General features: G+C 61.5%; 21 protein-coding genes and 1 pseudogene. 10 read left to right on the top strand and 12 right to left on the bottom strand.

Features of this window, described 5'->3' with window-relative positions; translation table 11 throughout:
• Positions 1-16: 16 nt before the first annotated feature.
• From O4H62_RS22855 to O4H62_RS22890, 8 genes are all read right to left on the bottom strand, one after another.
• The gene (locus O4H62_RS22855; protein ID WP_269391186.1) at positions 17-631 is read right to left on the bottom strand and encodes a glutathione S-transferase family protein; all 615 of its coding nucleotides are present in this window, start codon (positions 629-631) and stop codon (positions 17-19) included.
• 16 nt (positions 632-647) lie between these two features.
• Positions 648-1517 (bottom strand): 3-keto-5-aminohexanoate cleavage protein, encoded by an 870-nt coding sequence (locus O4H62_RS22860; RefSeq protein WP_269391187.1) that lies wholly within the window; start codon positions 1515-1517, stop codon positions 648-650.
• Between the two features lie 214 nt (positions 1518-1731).
• The gene (locus tag O4H62_RS22865; protein ID WP_269391188.1) at positions 1732-2070 is read right to left on the bottom strand and encodes an OsmC family protein; all 339 of its coding nucleotides are present in this window, start codon (positions 2068-2070) and stop codon (positions 1732-1734) included.
• 103 nt (positions 2071-2173) lie between these two features.
• Positions 2174-2305 (bottom strand): DUF3309 domain-containing protein, encoded by a 132-nt coding sequence (locus O4H62_RS22870; RefSeq protein WP_269391189.1) that lies wholly within the window; start codon positions 2303-2305, stop codon positions 2174-2176.
• A 389-nt stretch (positions 2306-2694) separates the two neighbouring features.
• Positions 2695-3543, bottom strand: coding sequence for an FAS1-like dehydratase domain-containing protein (locus tag O4H62_RS22875; protein WP_269391190.1), 849 nt, complete (start codon positions 3541-3543; stop codon positions 2695-2697).
• Between the two features lie 24 nt (positions 3544-3567).
• Complete coding sequence (locus O4H62_RS22880) at positions 3568-4728, bottom strand: acyl-CoA dehydrogenase family protein (protein WP_269391191.1); 1161 nt, start codon at positions 4726-4728, stop codon at positions 3568-3570.
• A 105-nt stretch (positions 4729-4833) separates the two neighbouring features.
• The gene (locus O4H62_RS22885) at positions 4834-6195 is read right to left on the bottom strand and encodes an MmgE/PrpD family protein (protein WP_269391192.1); all 1362 of its coding nucleotides are present in this window, start codon (positions 6193-6195) and stop codon (positions 4834-4836) included.
• The gene (locus O4H62_RS22890) at positions 6192-7031 is read right to left on the bottom strand and encodes an HpcH/HpaI aldolase/citrate lyase family protein (RefSeq protein WP_269391193.1); all 840 of its coding nucleotides are present in this window, start codon (positions 7029-7031) and stop codon (positions 6192-6194) included. The genes O4H62_RS22885 and O4H62_RS22890 overlap by 4 nt, the downstream gene beginning before the upstream one ends.
• Before the next feature lie 268 nt (positions 7032-7299).
• On the opposite strand from O4H62_RS22890, the gene O4H62_RS22895 reads away from it, so the two are divergent.
• The 5 genes and pseudogenes from O4H62_RS22895 to O4H62_RS26560 all read left to right on the top strand — a co-directional run bounded on the left by O4H62_RS22895 (position 7300) and on the right by O4H62_RS26560 (position 10955).
• Positions 7300-8439, top strand: a complete 1140-nt coding sequence (locus O4H62_RS22895; RefSeq protein ID WP_269391194.1) for a CaiB/BaiF CoA transferase family protein — start codon at positions 7300-7302, stop codon at positions 8437-8439.
• Positions 8440-8548: 109 nt separating this feature from the next.
• Positions 8549-9517, top strand: coding sequence for a LysR substrate-binding domain-containing protein (locus O4H62_RS22900; RefSeq protein WP_269391195.1), 969 nt, complete (start codon positions 8549-8551; stop codon positions 9515-9517).
• A gap of 81 nt (positions 9518-9598) precedes the next feature.
• Positions 9599-9850 carry an SDR family NAD(P)-dependent oxidoreductase gene (locus O4H62_RS22905; RefSeq protein ID WP_430538505.1) on the top strand — a complete coding sequence of 84 codons (252 nt, stop codon included), beginning with the start codon at positions 9599-9601 and terminating at the stop codon, positions 9848-9850.
• Positions 9756-10130: pseudogene (locus O4H62_RS22910) on the top strand (aldehyde dehydrogenase family protein); the annotation flags it as partial. The gene O4H62_RS22905 and the pseudogene O4H62_RS22910, both read left to right, overlap by 95 nt.
• 690 nt (positions 10131-10820) lie before the next feature.
• Positions 10821-10955, top strand: a complete 135-nt coding sequence (locus tag O4H62_RS26560) for a transposase (RefSeq protein ID WP_430538506.1) — start codon at positions 10821-10823, stop codon at positions 10953-10955.
• A 168-nt stretch (positions 10956-11123) separates the two neighbouring features.
• Here O4H62_RS26560 and O4H62_RS22915 read toward each other — a convergent pair whose 3' ends face one another.
• The 4 genes from O4H62_RS22915 to O4H62_RS22930 all read right to left on the bottom strand — a co-directional run bounded on the left by O4H62_RS22915 (position 11124) and on the right by O4H62_RS22930 (position 15615).
• Entirely contained in the window at positions 11124-12479 is a 1356-nt protein-coding gene (locus O4H62_RS22915; RefSeq protein ID WP_269391196.1) for an aspartate aminotransferase family protein, read from the bottom strand.
• A gap of 3 nt (positions 12480-12482) precedes the next feature.
• Complete coding sequence (locus O4H62_RS22920; RefSeq protein ID WP_269391356.1) at positions 12483-13133, bottom strand: HAD family hydrolase; 651 nt, start codon at positions 13131-13133, stop codon at positions 12483-12485.
• Positions 13130-14614 carry an aldehyde dehydrogenase gene (locus O4H62_RS22925; protein WP_269391197.1) on the bottom strand — a complete coding sequence of 495 codons (1485 nt, stop codon included), beginning with the start codon at positions 14612-14614 and terminating at the stop codon, positions 13130-13132. Before O4H62_RS22925 ends, O4H62_RS22920 begins: the two co-directional genes overlap by 4 nt.
• 191 nt (positions 14615-14805) lie before the next feature.
• Positions 14806-15615 carry an IclR family transcriptional regulator gene (locus O4H62_RS22930; RefSeq protein WP_269391198.1) on the bottom strand — a complete coding sequence of 270 codons (810 nt, stop codon included), beginning with the start codon at positions 15613-15615 and terminating at the stop codon, positions 14806-14808.
• A 120-nt stretch (positions 15616-15735) separates the two neighbouring features.
• Between O4H62_RS22930 and O4H62_RS22935 the strand changes: the two genes are divergently transcribed.
• The 5 genes from O4H62_RS22935 (at position 15736) to O4H62_RS22955 (ending at position 21070) form a co-directional block, all read left to right on the top strand.
• Entirely contained in the window at positions 15736-16683 is a 948-nt protein-coding gene (locus tag O4H62_RS22935) for a tripartite tricarboxylate transporter substrate-binding protein (RefSeq protein WP_269391199.1), read from the top strand.
• Positions 16684-16807: 124 nt separating this feature from the next.
• A complete protein-coding gene (locus O4H62_RS22940) occupies positions 16808-17347 on the top strand; it encodes a tripartite tricarboxylate transporter TctB family protein (protein ID WP_269391200.1) in 540 nt (179 codons plus the stop codon).
• A 6-nt stretch (positions 17348-17353) separates the two neighbouring features.
• Positions 17354-18853 carry a tripartite tricarboxylate transporter permease gene (locus tag O4H62_RS22945; RefSeq protein ID WP_269391201.1) on the top strand — a complete coding sequence of 500 codons (1500 nt, stop codon included), beginning with the start codon at positions 17354-17356 and terminating at the stop codon, positions 18851-18853.
• Entirely contained in the window at positions 18846-20126 is a 1281-nt protein-coding gene (locus O4H62_RS22950; protein ID WP_269391202.1) for an aspartate aminotransferase family protein, read from the top strand. The genes O4H62_RS22945 and O4H62_RS22950 overlap by 8 nt, the downstream gene beginning before the upstream one ends.
• Positions 20123-21070: a phosphotransferase enzyme family protein gene (locus O4H62_RS22955; RefSeq protein ID WP_269391203.1), complete on the top strand. Its 948-nt coding sequence runs from the start codon at positions 20123-20125 to the stop codon at positions 21068-21070. Before O4H62_RS22950 ends, O4H62_RS22955 begins: the two co-directional genes overlap by 4 nt.
• Positions 21071-21073 lie beyond the last annotated feature (3 nt).

Below are 21073 nucleotides of genomic sequence, written 5' to 3' on the forward strand. Positions count from 1 at the left end.
CTCCGATCCATGGTGGTCACCGCATCCATAGAGTTTTGGATTTTCTGAAGGATGGCCGCTGCCGTAACCGCTGATGACATGCGGAGAGATTCTCCGGTAACGTAAACCCTTCCTGCTTCGCCCAATCCAGCACATAGAACAACGCAGCATCGGCAAGGCCGAAATCACCCAGCAGATAGTCGCGCTCTCCCATCATCTCTGACAGGATCGACAACCCCTTCCCAACTTCGGTGCGGCCGTGTGCCTGCAATGCTGACTTGCCGGCGGCGTCACTGAGAAATTTCTGCGGAACCTTGACGAAGGTGAAGCCGCGCATGTGCACAGACCCAACGATGAAATCGAGCGCTTCAAGCGTTCGCGACCGGGCCAAAAGGCCATCGGGCCACAAGCCTGCATCCGGATAGGCATTGGCCAGCCAGTAAGCGATGGCTTGAAACTCTGTCAGGATGGTTTCGTCGTCAATTTTCAGCGCCGGCACCTTGCCCTTGGGATTTTGCGCCAGATAGGCATGAGACCGCTGATCCCCGCGCACGACGTCGACAATCCGGGTGTCGAAGTCCGCGCCTGTCTCGTGCAACAGCAACAGGATCCCATTCGAGCAACTGCCGGGTGAATGAAAGAAAGTGAGCATGTTTTATCCTTGAAATTCACAGGCCAAGTTGCTCGCGCACCCGTTTCGGCCCCAACAGATCGACGCCGAGCTCATTCAGGATACGGCAGGCTTTTTCGACCATGGCGGCGTTCGAAGGCGCCTTGACGCCCTTGGAAAGCCAGACTGCATCTTCCATTCCGATCCGCACGTTACCGCCTGCCAGCACCGATTGCGCCACCATCGGAAAAGCCAAGGCGCCGGTGCCAAAGGCTGTCCAGATAGCACTTTTAGGCAACATGTTGCGGGCATAGAGAACGGTTTCGGGCGACGGCATAAAGCCGTATTTGACACCCATCACGATGGAGCAGAGCGGCGGCTTTTCAAAGCAGTTCTCGTCCATCAGTGTGTTCAGGATGGAAATGTCCCCGCTATCGAACAGCTCAATTTCAGGCCGCACACCCGCGCCCTGGATCAGTTCGGCCATGCGACGGATGGAGGGCAAGGTGTTGATGACGACCTCCTCGCCAAAAACCATCGTATTAAGATCAAGCGTCGCAATATCAGGTTTGATCTCGAGAACATGCTGCACCCGCGCGTCGGGGAGAAGCAGGTTTGTCTTCGGCCCTGCGACCGCCGGATTGTCCCGGGAAGGGTCGTAGCGTCCGCCATTGCCTGTGGTCAGATTTATGATCAGCTCGCTGTTCTTGTCTCGTATCCGATCCACCACCTCGGCATAAAGCGCTGTGTCCATCGATGGCTGCTCGGTCTCCGGGTCGCGCACATGGACATGGACAATCGACGCCCCCGCATCTGCGGCAGCCAGACAATCGGCTGCAATCTGCGCAGGCGTGATCGGCAGATTCTCATTTTGTGCACGTGTCGAGAAATTGCCGAGAACCGCACAGGTCAGGAAAGCAGATGGCACCAGGGTGTTTTCCTTGTGGTTGCACTGATGGCTGGGCTCCTGACGTTAGCAGCCGGCGCAATTCACCTGAAACCGTATATGCGCATGTGTCCGGCATGCGGACGACTTGTTCATGGAGGGATCGCTCTTAATACCCTTCTGGCAGGCGCGTTTGCGGAAGGCACAGTCTTCCGGCGAGGTCCGTCGCGCCAGCCAATGTGTTGAAGATGGTGCCCTATCTTTGGAGATCGCGGTGCAATGGATCGAGCCGCGCGTCGCTTTCGTCTGTGTCCACCACGATCTGATAGTCGATGCGGAGCATCTTTGGAGGTCTGTCCTGCCGCACCCCGTGCAGGCTGACCTTGATGCCGGGCAGATCAAAGGTGAGCATCGGCATCACCAGTTCGGCGCCGTTCAGAATGCAGGCTGCGAGGCTGACCAACAGCATCACTGCCAGGATGAAGGCATCGATCCGACCCGCCATGTCGGTATCCAGGACAATCCTCGCATTCTTCGCCGTGGCTTCCGATCCATGGCTGTCGATACGGCCGGCGGAGACGTGGTATTCCGGCATGGTCCGACCTTTCAGAGGTCAGACTATATGCCGGAAACAAGGCAGTCTGGTGCTTCAAGCGAAATTCTGCCCTCGGCCCGAACGGGTGTCTGCGCCAATCACGTCAGAGGCGACCGGTGAGAACCGGAATGAGAAGTATGATCTCCAGTACGCCGATCGCACCGACCCCGCCATGGCCGAAGCCGTAGCCGCTGAAGCGTCCGAGCAGGAAGATGATTCCACTAGGCTCATGCAAGCGGGCATCAACCGGTGTTGTCCAATTCCGTCAGCAGGGCTGCCAAGCGTGGCGCCTGCTGCAGTCCAGCCGGTCCGTCGAGGATGCCGATCTTCCCAGCCTTGTCCTTGGCGACAACCGCTGATGCATACAGCGTGATGTCGCCGTCCCTGTGCAGATCCTTCAGGGCGCCAGCGCTTCGAATGGCGCGGTTTCTGCATCAAAAACTGCAAACAGCATCTTCTTGTAATAGCTCTCCTGTTGGGTTTCCTCCTTTTCGTCCCGTTGCAGGTAACTTGTATCCGGCGCCTGCTCTGTTTGATTTCGAACAATGGCGGTTGCTTTTGCGCGCTCTCGGATTGTTTCCGAACGCCTGCGATCATTTTCCAGATCGAAAATGCAACAATCTGCTAAACCGACGCCACCGTAGCCTTCATCGTCGGTGCACCGTGTTGATCGGCGACCCACAAGTTGATGCCACCCGCCCCGCCTGTCGCATGGATCGATACCTGGCCGCCGGCAAAGAGCGGCGCCACCGACCGATAGCCAAAGCTCTGCAGGGGCGCATCAGAGATTTCCGCTGCAAGCCGAAGCAGGAACGTGGCTTGCAGCGGTCCGTGAAAGACAAGTCCCGGGTAATCTTCCTCGTTGATCGCGTAGGGCAGATCGTAATGAATTCGGTGTCCGTTGAACGTCAGCGCCGAGTATCGGAACAGCAGGGTCGCTGTTGCGTCGATTGATTGAGAATGGTCGGCTGCGACGCTTGTCGGAGGCTGCATTCCCGGCCGAGCGGCAGCTTTGATTTCCTGATCGCGGTAGACGATATCCTGGCGCTCACTCAATGCGGTGCCGTGCGGCGTGAGATAGTCGTGCCTTACGGTGACGAACACGAGGGGTCCGCTGCGGCCGAGTTTCTCGGTCACGTCTTCGATGCGCGAGCGGCGGGTGATGATGTCGCCAACCCGCAAGCCGCCGGAATAATCCACCTGGCCACCGGCCCACATGCGCCGCGGCAACGCTACAGGTGGAAGGAAGCCGCCGCGCGCAGGGTGACCGTCCGGGCCGAGCCCGCTCATTGGAGCGATATCGGGCGCAAGACACCAATGGATGCCGAGCGGCGCCGGATCGCCCAGTGCCAGCCCTGAGCTGGCATTGAAGATCGCGTTGAAGCTCTCGACGAGCCGCGGCTGAATGCTGTCGCTTTTTTCCTGGGCGCGGCCGATCCAGGTGCGCAAGTGGTCAATGTCGAATATTGGCACAGCCGGGCTCCCTGGCGAATTGGGTCAATAGGACCGCGGCATGCCAAGCACGTGCTCGGCAATGTAGCTCAAGATCAGATTGGTCGATATCGGCGCGACCTGATAGAGCCGTGTCTCGCGGAACTTGCGCTCGACATCGTATTCCTCGGCGAAGGCAAAGCCGCCATGGGTCTGTACGCAGGCTTCGGCAGCGGCCCAGGAGGCGTCGGCGGCCATGAGTTTGGCGATGTTGGCTTCCTCCCCGCAGTTCTCGCCCTCCTCATAGCGCCGGCACGCGTCGCGGACCAGTAGGTCGGCTGCCTTCATTTGGGCATAAGCGCGGGCGATCGGGAACTGGACACCCTGATTTTGGCCGATCGGCCGGCCGAAGACCACCCGTTCCCTGGCATAGGCGCTCGACTTCTTGATGAACCACTTGGCGTCGCCAACGCACTCGGCTGCAATCAGGATGCGCTCTGCATTCATGCCCGAAAGGATGTAGCGGAACCCCTTGCCCTCTTCGCCAATGAGGTTTTCGGCGGGAATGCGGACATTGTCGAAGAACACTTCGGTGGTGGAGTGGTTCATCATGGTCCGGATCGGGCGAATGGTCATGCCAGCTTTTCTGGCTTCCTGCATGTCAACGATGAAAACCGAGAGCCCGTCTGTTCGCTTGGCAACCTCATCCTTCGAAGTCGTGCGCGCCAGAAGCAGCATGAGATCGGAGTGCTCGGCGCGAGAGGTCCAGATTTTCTGGCCGTTGATTACGTAGTGATCGCCGTCGCGGATGGCGAAGGTCTTGATCGAGGTGGTGTCGGTGCCGCTACCGGGTTCGGTGACGCCGAAGGCCTGCAGACGCAGACGCCCGGCGGCGATTTCCGGCAGGTATTTCTGCTTCTGGGCTTCGCTGCCGTGCCTGAGGATTGTGCCCATGATGTACATCTGCGCATGGCAGGCACCGCCATTACAGCCGGCACACTGAATTTCCTCAAGGATCGCCGCTGCCGCGGAGAGCGGCAGGCCTGATCCGCCATATTCCTCGGGGATCAGGGCGGCCAGATATCCGGCTTCGGTCAGCGCGGCGACAAATTCCGCCGGATAAGTGTTTTCGCGCTCAAGCTTCTGCCAGTACTCACCGGGAAAGGTCGCGCACAGCTTGGCGACTTCTTCGCGAATTTCAGCATAATCCTCAGCAGACCCGGACATCATCTTTCCTCAATTGAATTTCGTGGGAAACTAGGGCTAGCATGCCATAACATCAAATAGCATAAGATGAGAGCGTCCATACATTGAATGTATAGGTCAGGCGGATCACTGATCCAGAAGCCCGCGCATGTCCTGGATGCCCTCAACTGCGGCAAGCCGCGCGTAAAGGGCGGAAGCCTCGTTGCCCAGAACCGGGCGGGCGAGTGTCATGAACTTCTCCTCCACCCGATCGAGCGGTGGAAAGCTGTCCGGCTCGCCTGACGGGTCGGGGATCATCAGCGAGTACGTGCCATCAACGGCGCGGACTGCAATATGGGCGCCGAACGGATGACGCAGGCCTTCAAGGCGTTCATCCTGGCGCACATCGATCCGCGCCGTGATGGCTTCGATGCCAGCATCGCCGATGAGAGCGTAATCGTCCCAGCCGAAATGGCCCTGATGCAGGGCCACCGCCGCGGTGAACGGCATGGAGAACTGGCCGTCGACCACGCTTCTGGGACGCTGTTTTTCCGCGAGCGGCGCGCCGGTCAGAACGATGCCGTTGCGGTGTAGGCCGATGGTCACGGCGATGATGTCATCGGCGGACCAGCCGTGTTCTTTGCGCAAAGCAATCAATCCGTCGATGGCGGCGTGGGTGTAGCGGCAACTCGGATAGGGTTTCATGCCGATCTTCCTGGTCTCAAAGATGGAGCCGAGACCGGCGACTGCCATGTCGGGGCGGGCATTGTCGGTGTGGCCGTGCAGGAACCCATGCTTGCCTTCGATCGCTTCCGCAGCACCAATGAAACCCTCGCTGGCCAGAGTTGCGGCGATCAGACCGTTCATGGCTGCCGCACCAACCTGATAACGCTTGTTCCAGCCACCATTGACGAGGAACTGCAGCGAGCCGGCCGCCTGGCTGGCCGCCACACCGAAGGCGGAAGCAATGCCGGCGGCGTCGAGGCCCAGCAGTTTTCCTGCCGCAGCGGCGGCGCCGAAGGTGCCGGCAGTCGCGGTTGGATGAAAACCGCGCGCATAATGGGAGGTCGGATCAAGCGCATTGCCAAGCCGGCAGCAGACTTCGAACCCGGCGACGATTGCCACAAGCAGATCCCGTCCTGATGCACCCGCCATTTCCGCTGCCGCAAGGGCTGCCGGGACAACGGGCGCACTCGGGTGCAGGGAACTGTCGGCATGGGTGTCATCGAAATCGAGCGAATGGCCGAGCACGCCATTGAGCAGGGCCGCTGTCGCGGGACTGTAGCGGCGGTCCTGTCCAAAAACGCGGGCCTCGCCCGGCGCGCCGAGACCGAGCCGCTCGATCATCCGCATGATCGAGGGGGTGGAATCGGATTCACGGCCGGCCCGCACGATGCTGCCGACCAGATCGATCATCAGGTGCTTGGCTCTTTCGGGCACCTCTGCAGGCATGTCATCGTAGCGGAGATTAGCGACATAGGTGCTCAGCGTTTTGGTAATCTCTGTCATCGTGTCTGCCTGTTCGATTGCCGGTCTTGATCATTGCGAATCTGGCGGGCGCGGGCAATGACCGGTGCATCGACCATCTGCCCGTCGACGGAGACTGCGCCGCGGTCACCGCTGCCGGCGAGGATCCGTTCCGCCCAGGCGAGGTCCGCAGGGGTAGGCGAGAGACCCCGGCGCGCGGGCGCGATCTGGGCGGGGTGGATCAGTAATTTGGCTTTCAGGCCAAGGCTTGCCCCATAGCGGGCGTCGTGTTCGATCTCGTCCTCGTCGCGGATTGACCGCGTGACGCCATCGATAGGCACATCCCGCTGCGCCACACGGGCGGCAATGACCAGACGCGTGCGGGCAAACAACAGGGCGTCGCTTGTATGATCACATCCGATGTCGGCGGCAAAATCGATGGAGCCGAAAGCAATCCGATCGGCCGCGCACGCGATTTCCTCGGCGTGAGCAAGCCCGGCGGCGCTTTCAACAAGTGCAATGATCATCGCGCCTGGACCGAGGGTCAGGCGAATGGTTTCGATATCATCGGCCGCTTCGGCTTTCGGTAGCATGATGCCGGCGAGCCGACCGGAGCGCAGCAAGCTGGAGACCGCGACCAGATCATCCGCGTGCCATGGCGTGCCGATGCCGTTGATGCGGAGCAGAACGGGTGTGGCAGTGGCAGGCGCGGATTGCAGTTCTTCGCACAGCATTGCGCGTGCCGCGCTCTTTCTGTCCGGCGCCACGGCGTCCTCAAGGTCGATGATCACCCTATCCGCTCCCGATGCCGCCGCTCCGGCATAGCGTTCGGGCCGATCTGCCGGCACGAAAAGGAACAGCGACGGGGTATCTGGCATGGGTATCACGGTCTGTCGCTACTCAAGAAGGGTATGATTCCTTGACGATAGGCCGTTCAGGCTGCCTCCTGCCAATAGCATTTTGATACTTCACCTATCGTGTTCCCTTATGCTGCGCGGCGAGTTGCGGCAGACCTCCCTATAGCGTCTTGTTATCGCCTCCCCATTACAGTGTTATTTGTAGTGATATCCGAAATCGGTAATGATCGCGCCTGGAAACAGCCGGGAGGACGGCTGTGCAGATACAACTCAGGCACGGGCATTGGCGATGAAAAAGGATCTCGACGGCTTGCTCGTCGTTTCAATCGAACAGGCTGTCGCGGCGCCTTATCTTTCCGGCAAGCTGGCTGATGCGGGCGCGCGCGTGATCAAGATCGAGCGGCCAGAAGGCGACTTCGCACGCGAGTACGATCATCTGGTTCATGGCGAGAGTGCCTATTTCGTCTGGCTCAATCGCGGCAAGGAATCGCTTTGCCTGGATCTCAAGCTTGATGACGACAAACGGGTGCTCTCGGCCATCATCGCGAAAGCCGACATCTTCATCCAGAACCTCGCTCCGGGCGTCATTGACCGGCTGGGATTCGGGGTTGATGAACTCAGGCGGCGTTACCCGCGGCTGATTACCTGCTCCATCTCCGGCTATGGCGATGAGGGGCCGCTGCGCGACCTCAAGGCCTATGACTTGCTGGTGCAGGCCGAAAGCGGCCTGTCGGCCATCACCGGCAACGAGCACGGCTCGGCGAGGGTCGGTGTTTCGGTTTGCGACATCGCCGCTGGCATGACCGCAACCCAGGCGGTGATGCAGGCTCTTTATGCCCGCACCATCACGGGCGAGGGCCGCCATATCGCGGTCTCGCTGTATCACGCGCTGTCGGACTGGATGAATGTCCCCTATATGCAATATGTCTATGGCGGCAAGGTTCCCGAACGCAGCGGCCTCAAGCATCCGACGATTGCGCCCTATGGCGCCTATGACTGCAGCGACGGCAAGGCGATCCTGTTTTCGATCCAGAACGAACGCGAATGGCAGATGCTGTGCAGGGAGGCGCTGGGGCGTCCGGATCTTGCCACCGACGAACGATTCAGGAGCAACAGCCTGCGGGTGGCCAACCGGGCGGCGCTCGATGCCGAAATAACTCCGCTCATGGCGGCGCTGCCGCGCGAGGAAATGGCGGCCCGGCTTCAGGCGGCACGTATTGCCTACGGGCGGATCAGTACGCTTGAAGATGTCGCCAACCATCCGCAGAACCGATACTCGATGATCGAGACTCCAAGCGGTCCGGTGCGGATGCTGGCGCCTGGTTTCCTGGTTGACGGCAATCAACCTGAGCTCGGCAAGGTGCCCGGGCTGGGCGAAGACACCGATCGGCTTCGGGCCGAGTTTATGGTTCCTTCCAGCGCGAAGTAGAGCAAGGCGGCTACGGGTAACCGCCTTGGCTTGACATTCATGGACCTCCTCTCGGTATAATAAAAATGCTTGCCAGTCCGGCTTGCTATACAAAAACGTGGGTGGTCACTTGGATCTTCGGCAACTCCGCTATTTCGTGGCGATCGTTGAAAATGGTTCTTTTTCAAAGGCTGCGGCGATGCTCAACGTCGCGCAGCCGGCGCTGAGCCTGCACGTCCGGAACATGGAGGCCGATCTGGGCACGCAACTGCTTTTCCGCAGCCCGCATGGCGTTCTGCCGACGGAAGCCGGTGAAATCCTGTTGCGCAATGCCCGCGTCATCATCGAGCAGTTCGCTTTCGCCGCCGAGGAAATCCGCGGACATGAAGCCGAACCCAGCGGCGAGGTGCGGCTGGGCCTGCCCGGAACAATCAGCCAGATCCTGTCCGTTCCGCTGATCATTGCCGCCCGCAAACGCTATCCCCGCATCAAGCTCAGGATTGCCGAGGCGATGAGCGGGTTCATCACCGAATGGATCCGCGAGAACAAGATCGATCTTGCCGTTCTCTACATCCCGGTGCAGGACCGGACGCTCGCATCCCATCCGGTGCTGACGGAAGAATTATGCCTGCTCGGCCCTGTCGGTGCGATGCAGGGCATCCAGCCTCCCGCCGACGGACCGATCGCCTATAGGCAGGTTGCGGAATTGCCGTTGATCCTGCCCAGTGTCAATCACGGGCTGCGTGAACTGCTTGAAGGGGTGGCCGGCAAGAGCCGCTTGCCGCTCAACACCGTCATCGATGTCGATTCCTACGGCAACATCAAGGAGCTGGTGGAGGAAGGCATGGGCTATTCGGTCCTGCCTTTCAATGCGATTGCGCGAGAAGTGCAGGACGGTCGGCTCAAGCACTGGCCAATCCGCAAACCCGAGCTTCAACGCGATGTCTATCTGGTGCATGCCTCGGACCGGCCGATGCCGAATGCGGTCACCGTCATCGAGGCGCTGTGCCGCGAAACGCTACTGGGTCTGGTGGATACCGGCCGCTGGAAGGGCGCGCGATCGTTGCAGGAGGCCGTACCCGATAACGCCGCTCTATAAAGGCAAGCCCTAAACGGTCTTTGCGTGCACATGCTGGGCTTCTCTATGTTCTTCCGACCTGAACCAGGAGGAAGACCCGACATGACACTGCCACACATCGAATATTCGCAGGAAGACACGCTCGCCGGCAAGGTGGCGATTGTCACCGGCGCGGGCGGCGGCTTCGGCGAAGCCATTGCCCGCCTTTTCGCCAGCCGCGGCGCGCGTGCTGCCGTACTCGATATCCGCCTCGACGCTGCCGAGCGTGTTCGCGGGCGTCCGCAACGAAATGCAGATCGCCCAGCAGGAAGTGTTCGGCCCGCTGTTGTCGGTCATTCGCTTCACGGACGATGACGAGGCCTACTCCATTGCCAATGACACGCCCTATAGGCTTGCCGCAGGCGTTTGGACAACCGACATGGCGCACGCCTTCACGGCCGTCAGGCGGTTGCGCGCGGGCACGGTGTGGACCAACACCTATCGAGCGGTCAGCTACATGGTGCCGTTCGGCCGTTTCAAGAATTCCGGCCAGGGCCGCGAGAGCGGGCAGGACGCCATCTATGACTATCTCGAGACCAAGAGAGTCTGGATGGCCTTCAGCAAGGATGTCCCCAATCCGTTTGTCATGCGCTGAGCCCGCTTCAAAGTGATGGAAGACCAGAGCCTGTGTGCTCGGCGGTGTGTCGATTTTGGTTAAGGTAGCAGGTTCGTCAGTGTGCGAACGGCTGTTTATCCGCTGATTTGGATGCGAGCATTTTGACAGGCTGTTGCCGTCGCGGGTCGTTCAACGCGATGCGAGCGTCTTCGGTTGCGCGCGGGCCCGGCCAGACTCTGTGCAATCAGGACCCCGCAACAAAATATCTGCCTGATAGCACAGCAAAAAAAACAAAGAACCTAACCCCGAAGAATTCGGCTTCCGCTGGTCCGGAATCGCGGGGCACTCCAGGATGATGTCCGCCTCCATCACCAGAGGTTCACTCGGGTATCAGATCGGTTTCCATGCAAATCAAACAGACAGTCTCTTCGCTTCGAAGTCCGAAGAGAGGGGGTCTGCGAATCCACCGGCTAGAGCGGTCCCCAACGATCAGGACAATGACGAGCCAGCCAACGCCAGTGCACGCCATCAAAAGCCTGGCGCGCACTGGCTTATTCTTCGCACAAGAGCCGGGATCAGCATTTGACAAGCCTGATTCGAGAGTTATTGAGTGATATCAGTGGGATGTGATGCCGTCGGATTGTCGAAGATTCGATGGACGTTGCCTTGTCCTAGGCTGAAATCATCCGAGTTGAGCATAGCCGTAAATCGGAGCGCTAGCCGACCGACTTGACGGACGTCGAGTGGGATGCGGCGTCACCGCGGGTTCCGCTTTCGGAGGCAGGCGACCGGACTCGTACGAGCGACATGCGCGAGGTGATGAACGCAATTCTCTACATCGCTTGCAGCAGCATCCCATGGTGAATGCTACTAAAGGATTCCCCCACCGTCTCCACAGCTCTGGGTCAGGGCCGATCCAAACCAAACGTCCAGTCAACCGACGAGGTTTCTTCTGGCGTTCCGGATAGACCGGCTGCTGTCGGCTTGACCGGCGCCGTCCGGGCACGCGCCAGATACTCCGGACGCCGGCAGTCACGCCTGTGCGGCAAAGCCGTGATCAAGTGCGGCGATGATCGCCTCGACGTGTTTTGCCGTGAGGATCAGAGGCGGGGAGAGGATGATGTTGGGACCCGATACCCTGACCATGACGCCGGCTTCCATGGTCTTGCGATAAATTCTGCCAATCACCGTCTTGTCGACCGGTGTCTTCGACTTCCGATCCGACACGAGTTCCAGCGCGCACATCAGCCCATGTCCGCCGCGCACGTCGCCGATCACCTCGTGCCTTTGCTTCAGTGCCTCGAGCCCCTGGAACAGCTGCGTGCCGCGTGCGGCGGCGTTGTCGTTGATTTCCAGCCGCAGCGTCTCCTTCAGGCAGGCGATGGCGGCGGCCGCGCCGACAGGATGGCCGGAATAGGTGTAGCCCGAGCCGATTGCGGCCTTGCCGGATTTGTCGCTTTCGAACGCTTCCGCCACCGCATCGGAGATCATAACGGCGCCGAAGGGGAAGTAGCCGTTGGTGATGGCCTTGGCGGTGCACATGAGATCCGGTTTCACCCCCCAATGACGCGAGCCGCTCCAGCTTCCGGTACGGCCGAAGGCGGTGATGACCTCGTCTGCGATCAGCAGGATTCCGTGTTTGGTGCAGAGATCCCGGACGCCTGGCATGAAGCTCTCGTGCGGCGGGATTACGCCACCGGCGCCGAGTACGGGCTCCATGATGAAGGCGGCGATGGTGGACGGGTCCTGGAACTTGATCTCGTCTTCAAGGGCCGCGAGGCAGAGTTGCGCCAGCTTCGCAGGATCGGATTCGTTGAACGGGTTGCGATAGGTGTAGGGTGCGGGAATATGATAGCAGCCGGGCATCAGTGGCTCGTACTGGGTGCGGAAATTGGCGTTGCCGTTTACCGACGCACCGAGCGTATGGGTGCCGTGGTATCCCTTCTTGAGACTGAGAAACTTGATGCGGCCTGCCTCGCCGCGCAGCTTGTGGTACTGACGCGCCAGCCGCAACGCCACCTCGACGCTGTCGGATCCGCCGGAGGTGAAGAAGGCGCGGCTCAGGCCGTCAGGGGCGAAAAAGTCGCGCAGCATGAAGCTCAGTTCGATCACCGCATCGTTGCTGGTTCCGCGGAACGTGGAGTAGTAGGGCAGGGCGTCAAGCTGGCGCGAGATCGCTTGCTTTACCGGCGTGCAGGAATAGCCCAGATTGACGTTCCAGAGCCCGCCGACGGCGTCGATCATGCGGTTGCCATCGACATCGGTGATTTCGACGCCTTCACCGCCGGTGATGATCTCGGGCGGATTGGCGAGGCTGTCAGCAGGATGCGCCATCGGATGCCACATGTGGCGGGCGTTGTTTTCCTTGAGGAAATTGCTGTCCTTCATCGCTTATGCCTTTATCTTGAGGAGGTCGAGAGCCCGGTCGTAGCCTTCGCCGGGTCGGGTCACGTCGAATGCCACGGTCTGCATGCCCGCAGCCGCGGCTCCGCGGATGTTCTTCATCTGATCGTCGACGAAGACGCACTCCGCCGCCTGGATCCCCAGGCCATCGGTGATGAAGCCGTAGGCGCGAGGGTCGGGCTTGAGGATGCCGGTATAGGTGGCGTCTACAATCAGTTCGAAAGCGGCGAGAAACGGCAGCCGGTCGCGGAAATCAGCGCCGTAGAACAGGTCGAGCTCATTGGACAGAATTGCCAGCCTGCACCCGGCATCGCGTGCCTTGCCGATTGCCGCCAGCGCTTCCGGCCTTATCACCGCAGCCGGATCGGCTCCGCGCACCCGGCCGACGAATTCGGCGAACTCGGTCCACTCTTCGCCGATCAACGCGCCGGTCTCGCGCATTCTGAGTGCCCAGTAGTCGCGCTCGCTCATCTCGCCCGCCTGCATCGCCCGCCAGGCCGCGTCGCCATTGGGGTCGAAGGGGCCGCGCCATTCGAGTGTGCCTGGCGCAAGGCCGAGGGCCTTTTCGGACAGATCATGCGTCTCGAACAGGGTTTTCGAGATAACGCCGCCGAAATCGAGAACCAGCGCCCGGCTCACAGTTTGATCCATGCGGTCTTGAGGTCGAGATACTTGTCAAAGGCGTGCAGCGATTTGTCGTGGCCGTTTCCCGATTGCTTGACGCCGCCGAGCGGTACGGTCATGTCGGAGCCGCCATAGGTGTTGACGTGGACGATCCCGGCCTTGATCCGCCGGATCATCCGGTGGGCGCGCGACAGGTTGGCCGTCCAGACGGCGGCCGCCAGTCCGTAATCGGTGCCGTTGGCGAGGGCTATGGCCTCGTCCTCGGTATCGAAAGGCATGACCGCAAGCACAGGTCCGAAGACCTCGTCCCGGGCCAGCCGGTCTTCCGGGCGGACACCGGCAACAATTGTGGGCGCCATGTAGAAGCCGCCGGTGTCCTCGAGAATACGGGTACCTCCGGTGACGATCCGGCGTCCGGCCTGGCGCGCTTCAGCGACGAAGTTCAGGTTCTTTTCGAGCTGGGCGTGCGAGTTGATCGCTCCGGCGGCGGTCGCCGGATCGAGCGGATCGCCGACCGTCATCGCGTTCGCGACCGCTGCGAGCTTGTCGACAAAGGCATCATGAATCGTCCGCTCCACCAGGATGCGCGATCCTGCGATGCAGACCTGTCCGGAATTGCGGAAGATGCCGTGGGCGGAGACCTTGGCAGCCTCATCAAGATCGGGCGCGTCGGCAAAGACGATGTTCGGCGACTTGCCGCCAAGCTCCAGATAGACGCGCTTGAGATTGGACCGCGCCGACGCTTCCAGCAACCGCCGGCCCGTTGCGCCCGATCCGGTGAAGACCAGAACATCGACATCGCTGGATTCGGCTATTGCCGCGCCGACGACGGAACCTTCTCCGGTCACCACATTGAGCACACCAGCCGGTATTCCGGCGTCGAGCGCCAGTTCCGCGATGCGTAGCAGCGTCAGCGAGGCGGTTTCCGCCGGCTTGAGCACCACCGTGCAGCCGGTCGCCAGCGCCGGGCCCAGCTTCCAGGCGCCGATCATCAGCGGAAAATTCCAGGGCACGATCGCTCCCACCACGCCCGCGGGCTCGCGGTGGACAAGGCCGAGTGTGCCAGGTCCGGTCGGGGCGATCTCGCCATGCAGCTTGTCTGCCGCCTCGGCATAGTAGCGGATCGTGGCGGCGGCCGACAGTGGTTCGGCCTTCAGGGCCATCCCGATCTCGGTTCCATTGTTGCGGACGCCGAGAACGGCGAGTTCCATGGCATGAGCCTCGATCAGACCTGCCCACCGCAGCAGCACCGCCTTGCGCGCGGCGGGCGCCAGATCGGACCAGCGGCCGTCGTCAAAGGCTCGCCGGGCAGCTGAAATGGCGGCTTGCGCATCATCGCCGGTTCCGCGCGGCATCGTCGTCAGCCTGCGGCCGTCGGCCGGCGAGATCACGTCCATGGTGGCGCCATCGGACGCCGCCCGTCGTTCCCCGTCTATGACGTGCGCGGCGGGGGGCACGGGCGCTGACCGGAGGGACGCAAGTTCAGTGAGATCCATTTCGGAACAATCCGTATCGGTTTATTATATACACCAGCGTTTCAAATATTCTGTCCCGCTTCGCCCTTGATGTCAATCGGGCAGGTCAGGCTCTGCCGGCGGACAACCCAGCGCCGCCCGAAAAGTGGCGCGCCAACCAGTTCCCGGGTCCGCCATGTGCGACTGCGATCGTCAGACCGCCGCCGACAGGCTCAAGCCGATCCGTCCGGCAGCGATGACAGGGTCTTTCTGACGGTTTCGGGATAGCCGGCCGGTTGCGTTCCTCCGGTGCCGGACGTGATCACCTGCGCCGTGCGGAGCACCGCGTCGACGATCTTGTCGCGCAAGGCTTCGGTCATGCGGTGCGAGGGCGTCGCCACGGCGACGGCTCCGCAAGCGAACCCGGTCTTGTCGAAATAGGGAGCGGCGATGCCATAGACGTCGATTTCGTTGGTCTGGTCGGTTTCCCCGAACCCGGTCCGCCGCGCGGTCTCGATGAGTGCATTGAGCCTGCCGGGATCGGTCAGTGTGAAAGATGTCTTGCCGTCAAGGGGGCCTGTAAGCACGCGGGCGGACAGCTCTTCGGTCCCGAAGGCGAGCGTGGCGATGCCCGAGGCCGTGGCATGGAACGGCAGGACCTCGCCGACAACCAGGGAAACACGGTTCGCCTTGCTGCTCTCGCAGATTCCGACCGTGGCCAGCGCCCGGCCCGAAATCAGCGAAGCGTGGGCGGTTTCGCCGGTTTCCTGCGCCAGGAGATCGAGTTCGGGCTGCAGCACCGAGGCAAAGGGAAAGGCCTTCTCCCTGATTCGCGCCAGACGCAGGATGCCGGCGCCGAGACGATAGAGTTTCGTGTCATGACGCTGCTCCACCAGGCCTGCATCAGCCATCACGCTCAGCATCCGGTGCACGGTCGCCTTGTCGAGTCCGGACCTGCGGGCAAGGTCCGACAGGCCGATTTCGGGCTCGTTTTCAGAGAAATGATCGAGCAGGGTCAGAGCCTTGGCGACTGTCGAAGACATGCGGTTTCCTTCCGGGTCCGGGCATATGTGCGCAACGCGGCAACGTTTTGTTGACAACCTCAAGGCGCCTTGCCAAGATATGAACTACTGTTGACAATAATGAACCAGAGGGAAACGTCAATGAAGTATGCAACTTTATTCGCGGGCACTGCGCTCTTGGCTGCAGCATTCGCCCTGCCGGTCGCACCGGCCCTGGCCGAGTATCCCGATCGTCCGGTCAGTTTCGTGGTGCCGTTCCCGCCAGGCGACCTTGAGGACGTGCTGACCAGGATGATCGCCGAAGACTTCGAGGCCGAATACGGCGTTGCCGCGGCCGTGGTGAACCGCCCGTCCGACGGCGGTCCGTTTCCGGGTGCGGCAACGGTCGCTGCGGCGCCTGCGGATGGCTACACCATCGGCTCCTTCGTGGTCGACATCCCCGTGGTCGGTCCAGAGGTCGGCGTGCCGGGTCTCAATCCGGACCCGTTCGAGCCTCTCGGGATTTTCCTGACCTATCCTTTCGTGATCGCCGCCAGCAGCGACAAGCCGTATTCGACCATGCAGGAGCTTGCAGACTATTCAAAGGAAAACGGCCAGGTGCTGGGCCATTTCGGCGCCTTCCTTCTGCCGACGCAAGCGACCTTTGCCGCGGCAAAGGAGCTGGGATTTGAATGGAAGGCGGAAGCATCGGCGGATGCGCTTGACTGCAATTCGCTGGCTTCGGGTGACTTCGACGTCGTCAACACGACCATTCAGCAGGTTCTGCCCTGCCTCGACAAGGTGAACATCCTCGCCACCATCACTGAAAGTCCGATTTCCGTCGTTCCGGATGCACCAACGCTGGCCTCCATCGCTCCGGCTCTGAACATCTCGCTGTGGAACGGTCTGTTCGTGCACAAGGACACGCCCCAGGACGTGCGCGAAAAGATCATTGCCTCGGCCGAAAAGACCATGGCCTCGGAGCGCGCCCTGGATCTTGCCAAGCAGACCGGCGCCATCGTCTACTGGATGAATTCGGCCGATTCCGCGGCGCGAATCAAATCCGACATCGAGGTGTCGGGGCGCATCAACGCGATGATCGCCCAGTAGGGCAGTACCTGTCAGACCGGCTGCCATGGATGCAGCCGGTCACATCCCTGTTCCTGTTCGTCTCATTGCGTGGTTTTTGCGTTCTGTCATGACGCCGGCCACCTCAATCGCGGGGCACACCTGAATGGCTGACGATGTCAGAGAAGAGCCTCACGTCTTTCCGCTCGGCCGCAAGCCCGGCGAGATGCTGTTTTGCACCCTCATGCTCGTCCTCGGCGGTCTTCTGATTGCGGCCATCGGATGGGAGACGACCTGGCTCGAAGGCAAGCGTCTTTCGGCTCAGCCGCGATTCTGGCCGACGATCTCGTTGGTCGGTGTCGTGCTCTTTGCCGGGCTCAACTGGCTGTCGCGAAGCAAGGTCGAGCGCACGCCGGGCCGCTGGGCGGAAGCCGGAATCTGGCTGCGCTCGCTCGAATATGTCGGCTGGTACCTTCTGTATGTCTGGGCAATTCCGCTCATCGGCTATCTTCCGGCGACCGTGATCTTCTGCGCCGGCCTGACATTGCGGCTCGGCTACAGGGGCAGGGCAGTATGGGCGGCAATCGGCTTCGCGCTCTTCGTCGTTCTGTTCTTCAAAAGCGCGATGAATGTAAAGATCCCGGGCGGCGCGCTGTATCAACTGGCGCCCGAAGGGCTCCGCTACATCCTCCTCCGTTACTTCTGAGGCGTCATGGAACTGCTTTCATCGAGTATCGACCTCATTGCCCGCTGGGACGTCATGGCGGCGCTGCTGATCGGCTCGATCGGCGGGGTGATCGTTGGCGGACTTCCGGGTGTCGGCGCCGCGGTGGCCATCGCCATCGTCCTGCCGGTAACCTTCTCGCTCGAACCGATCGTCGGACTGACTGCGCTGCTTGGCATCTACGGCTCGTCGATGTTCGGTGGAGCGATCCCGGCGATCCTGGTCAACACGCCCGGCACGCCGGTCAACGCGCTGACCACCTATGACGGGTATCCGATGACGCTCAGGGGCGAGGGGCAGCGGGCGTTGAGCCTTGCCTATTCGGCCTCGTTCTACGGTGCGATCTTTTCCATCGTGGCGCTGATGTTCCTGGCGCCGGTGCTCGCGAGCATCGCGCCGATGTTCGGGTCACGCGAGATCTTCCTGGCGGCGTTGCTGGGGATCACCCTTGTCATCATCACCCATCGCGGACAGGTATTGGCCGCAGGGATGCTGGCGTCCGTCGGCATCTTCCTGCAGACCATCGGCATCGAGCCAAGCGCTTACACCCAGCGTTTTACCTTCGGGCTCGGCTGGCTGCAGTCCGGCATCAATCTGATTGTCGTGGTCCTGGGGCTGTTTGCGGTCAGTCAGGCGCTGGTCCTGTTCATGGACAAGGACAAGCCGATCAAACTGCCGGATGTGGGAAGACCAAAGGTCCTGGAGCAGGTCCGTGACTTCTGGGTTTTCAAGCGGGTTGCCACCGTCGGATCGGGCTTCGGTGTCATATGCGGCATGATCCCCGGCGTCGGCGAGTTCATGTCGCAGTTCATGTCCTATGCCTACGCGCAGCGCACGTCGAAGACCCCGGAACTTTTCGGCAAGGGCAATCCGGAGGGGATCGTGGCATCGGAAGCCGCCAACAATTCGGTGCCGGCGGCGGCCATGATCCCGCTTCTGGCGCTGGGCATACCCGGCGAAGAGCTGACCGCGATGATGCTCGCCGTGTTCTACGTGCACAATGTCGTGCCGGGACCGCAGCTGTTCGCCAACCAGATGGACTTCGTTCTGGCGCTCTATCTCTGCCTGCTGCTGCTTAACATCATCGTCGTCGTCTTCCTGTTCTTCGCCACCAGCACCTTGATGAAGGCGATGACGATCCCGAACCGTTTCCTCGGGATGATGATCCTGACCTTCAGCCTGATCGGGGTCTATTCGCTGCGCAACTCGCTGACGGACGTGGCCATCGCTTCGGGCTTCGGAGTGTTCGGCTTCATTCTCAAGCGGCTCGATTATCCGACATCGCCGATCATTCTCGGCATCGTGCTCGGCAAGCTGATGGAGGACAAGCTGCGTACGGCGATGGCGCGGGTAACGACACCGTGGGAATTCATCGACCGGCCGATTGCCTTCATCCTGTTTACGATGATCGTTATCGCCGTCCTGTTCCAGGGCTGGACCATCATCCAGGCCCGGCGTGAGCGCGCAAGCAAGGTATCAGATGTCTGATCTCATGGAGCGCCGCCGGGAGCTTCTCGGACCCAACGTCTCGACCTTCTACGAGGAGCCGGTGCACATTGTTCGGGGCGATGGTGTGTGGCTGTGGGACGAGGACGGACGCCGCTATCTCGACTGCTACAACAATGTCGCCCATGTCGGGCACTGCAATCCGCGCGTTGTCGACGCGCTCTGCGCACAGGCGCGGACGCTCAACACCCATACCCGCTATCTGCACGAAGGCATCCTCGATTATGTCGAGCGGCTCACCGCGACCTTCGACGACCCGCTGTCGACCGCAATCATGACCTGCACGGGATCCGAGGCCAACGACATCGCATTGCGCATGGCGGAGGCGATGACCGGCAACCGCGGGATCATTGCCACGGACGCGACCTATCACGGCAACACGACGCTGGTCAGCCACCTGTCGAGAAGCAACGTTCCGGCGGTGGGATTCGGCCTCGGCGAGTATCTGCGCCACGTCGAGGCGCCGGACAGTTACCGGATTGACGACCCTGACGGAAGCCGGTTTGCAGCCCATGTGGCGCGCGCGGTCGAAAACCTGCAATCGTCCGGCATCGGCGTGGCGGCGCTGATCGTCTGCCCGATCTTCCTCAACGAAGGTTTTCCGGCACAGGCAGAAGGCTGGCTGCGACCGGCGGCCGAGGTGGTGCGCAAGGCTGGCGGGTTGCTGATCTGCGACGAGGTGCAATCCGGTTTCGGCCGCTGCGGCAGCCATTTCTGGGGTCACCAGAAACAGGGTGTGGTTCCGGATATTGTCACCATGGGCAAGCCGATGGGCAACGGCCATCCTGTCGCCGGCGTCGTCACCACGCCCGACATCATGGCGCGGTTCAGGACATCCTTCCGCTATTTCAATACTTTTGGCGGCAATCCGGTGTCCTGCGCCGCCGCCATGGCGGTGCTCGACGAGTTGTGGGAAAAGGACCTGCAGGCCAATGCCCTGGCGATCGGGACGATGGCGCACGAGCGCCTGTCGGCGCTGGCCGAGAAGTATGAAGTCATCGGCGATGTGCGGCAGACCGGAATGGTCTTCGGCGCGGAGTTCGTCACCGACCGCGAGACGAAGCAGCCCGCATCGGATTACGCCGACCGCGTGGTCAACGCGATGCGCGCCCGCGGCATCCTGCTGTCGAAACTCGGGCGGCACAAGAACACGCTGAAGATCCGTCCACCGATGCCCTTTGCAGCCGAGCATCTGGATCTGCTGATCGAAACGCTGGACGACGTGATGTCGCAGACCTCGTTGGTGGCGCGATGAGCGACGATGTCGAGCGGGCACTGGCGCTTTGGGGACTTGCGGCAATGCCGGTGCGCTTCATTGCCGGACGCGAGAACCGCGTCTACCGGGTTTCGGCCGCGCAAGGCGATTTCGCGCTTCGCCTGAAGCGACCCGGGTACCGCTCGGACGCCGAGCTTCTGTCAGAACTTCAGTGGCTTGAGGCGATGCATGCGGCAGGCGTTCACGTCCCGCGCCCGCAGCCAGCGCTATCGGGCAAGCTGCTGGAAACGATGGGCGCGCAGCGCGTGGATGTGATCGGATGGTTGCCGGGCACACCCCTCGGTCAAAGCCGGGCACCGCTGGCGCTGGCCGATGCACCGGGCGTATTCCGCAGGCTTGGCGCGGCGATGGCAGAGCTGCACGAGGCGTGTGACAGCTGGATCAAGCCCGCCGGCTTCGAGCGAGGCGCCTGGGATATCGAGGGTTTGTTGGGCGATGCGCCGCTATGGGGCGCATTTTGGAGGAACCCGACACTCGACGCGGAGACCCGGGCGCTGTTCGAAACCTTCCGTGACATTGCCCGCAAGGATCTGGACCGTCTGGCGGAAAGCCTCGACTACGGGCTCATTCATGCCGACCTGGTGCGCGAGAACGTGCTCGTTGACGGCCAGGAGCTGCGGATGATCGATTTCGATGATGGCGGCTGGGGTTTTCGCTTGTTCGATGTGGCGACCGCGCTGTTCAAGAACAGGCATGAAGCGGGCTATGACGCACTGAAGACCGCACTGCTTGCGGGCTACCGCTCCCGCCGCTCGCTCGACACGACGGCACTGGATCTTTTCATGGCCTTGCGGGCGGTCAGCTATGTCGGCTGGATCGTGCCCCGGATCGACGAGGATGGTTCAGGCGATCGCAACCTGCGTTACATCGAAGACGCAAGGGACCTTTGTTCAGACTATCTTCGGCAAACTCACCCAGCCTGACGC

Origin of the sequence: Parahoeflea alexandrii (assembly GCF_027214025.1) — a bacterium.
GTDB classification, from domain to species: domain Bacteria; phylum Pseudomonadota; class Alphaproteobacteria; order Rhizobiales; family Rhizobiaceae; genus Hoeflea; species Hoeflea alexandrii_A.

Coding starts and splice junctions, on each gene's coding strand:
- O4H62_RS22855 (WP_269391186.1), bottom strand. CDS start 631: ATGCTCACTTTCTTTCATTCACCCGGCAGTTGCTCGAATGGGATCCTG.
- O4H62_RS22865 (WP_269391188.1), bottom strand. CDS start 2,070: ATGCCGGAATACCACGTCTCCGCCGGCCGTATCGACAGCCATGGATCG.
- O4H62_RS22880 (WP_269391191.1), bottom strand. CDS start 4,728: ATGTCCGGGTCTGCTGAGGATTATGCTGAAATTCGCGAAGAAGTCGCC.
- O4H62_RS22885 (WP_269391192.1), bottom strand. CDS start 6,195: ATGACAGAGATTACCAAAACGCTGAGCACCTATGTCGCTAATCTCCGC.
- O4H62_RS22890 (WP_269391193.1), bottom strand. CDS start 7,031: ATGCCAGATACCCCGTCGCTGTTCCTTTTCGTGCCGGCAGATCGGCCC.
- O4H62_RS22895 (WP_269391194.1), top strand. CDS start 7,300: ATGAAAAAGGATCTCGACGGCTTGCTCGTCGTTTCAATCGAACAGGCT.
- O4H62_RS22905 (WP_430538505.1), top strand. CDS start 9,599: ATGACACTGCCACACATCGAATATTCGCAGGAAGACACGCTCGCCGGC.
- O4H62_RS22915 (WP_269391196.1), bottom strand. CDS start 12,479: ATGAAGGACAGCAATTTCCTCAAGGAAAACAACGCCCGCCACATGTGG.
- O4H62_RS22925 (WP_269391197.1), bottom strand. CDS start 14,614: ATGGATCTCACTGAACTTGCGTCCCTCCGGTCAGCGCCCGTGCCCCCC.
- O4H62_RS22930 (WP_269391198.1), bottom strand. CDS start 15,615: ATGTCTTCGACAGTCGCCAAGGCTCTGACCCTGCTCGATCATTTCTCT.
- O4H62_RS22935 (WP_269391199.1), top strand. CDS start 15,736: ATGAAGTATGCAACTTTATTCGCGGGCACTGCGCTCTTGGCTGCAGCA.
- O4H62_RS22940 (WP_269391200.1), top strand. CDS start 16,808: ATGGCTGACGATGTCAGAGAAGAGCCTCACGTCTTTCCGCTCGGCCGC.
- O4H62_RS22945 (WP_269391201.1), top strand. CDS start 17,354: ATGGAACTGCTTTCATCGAGTATCGACCTCATTGCCCGCTGGGACGTC.
- O4H62_RS22950 (WP_269391202.1), top strand. CDS start 18,846: ATGTCTGATCTCATGGAGCGCCGCCGGGAGCTTCTCGGACCCAACGTC.
- O4H62_RS22955 (WP_269391203.1), top strand. CDS start 20,123: ATGAGCGACGATGTCGAGCGGGCACTGGCGCTTTGGGGACTTGCGGCA.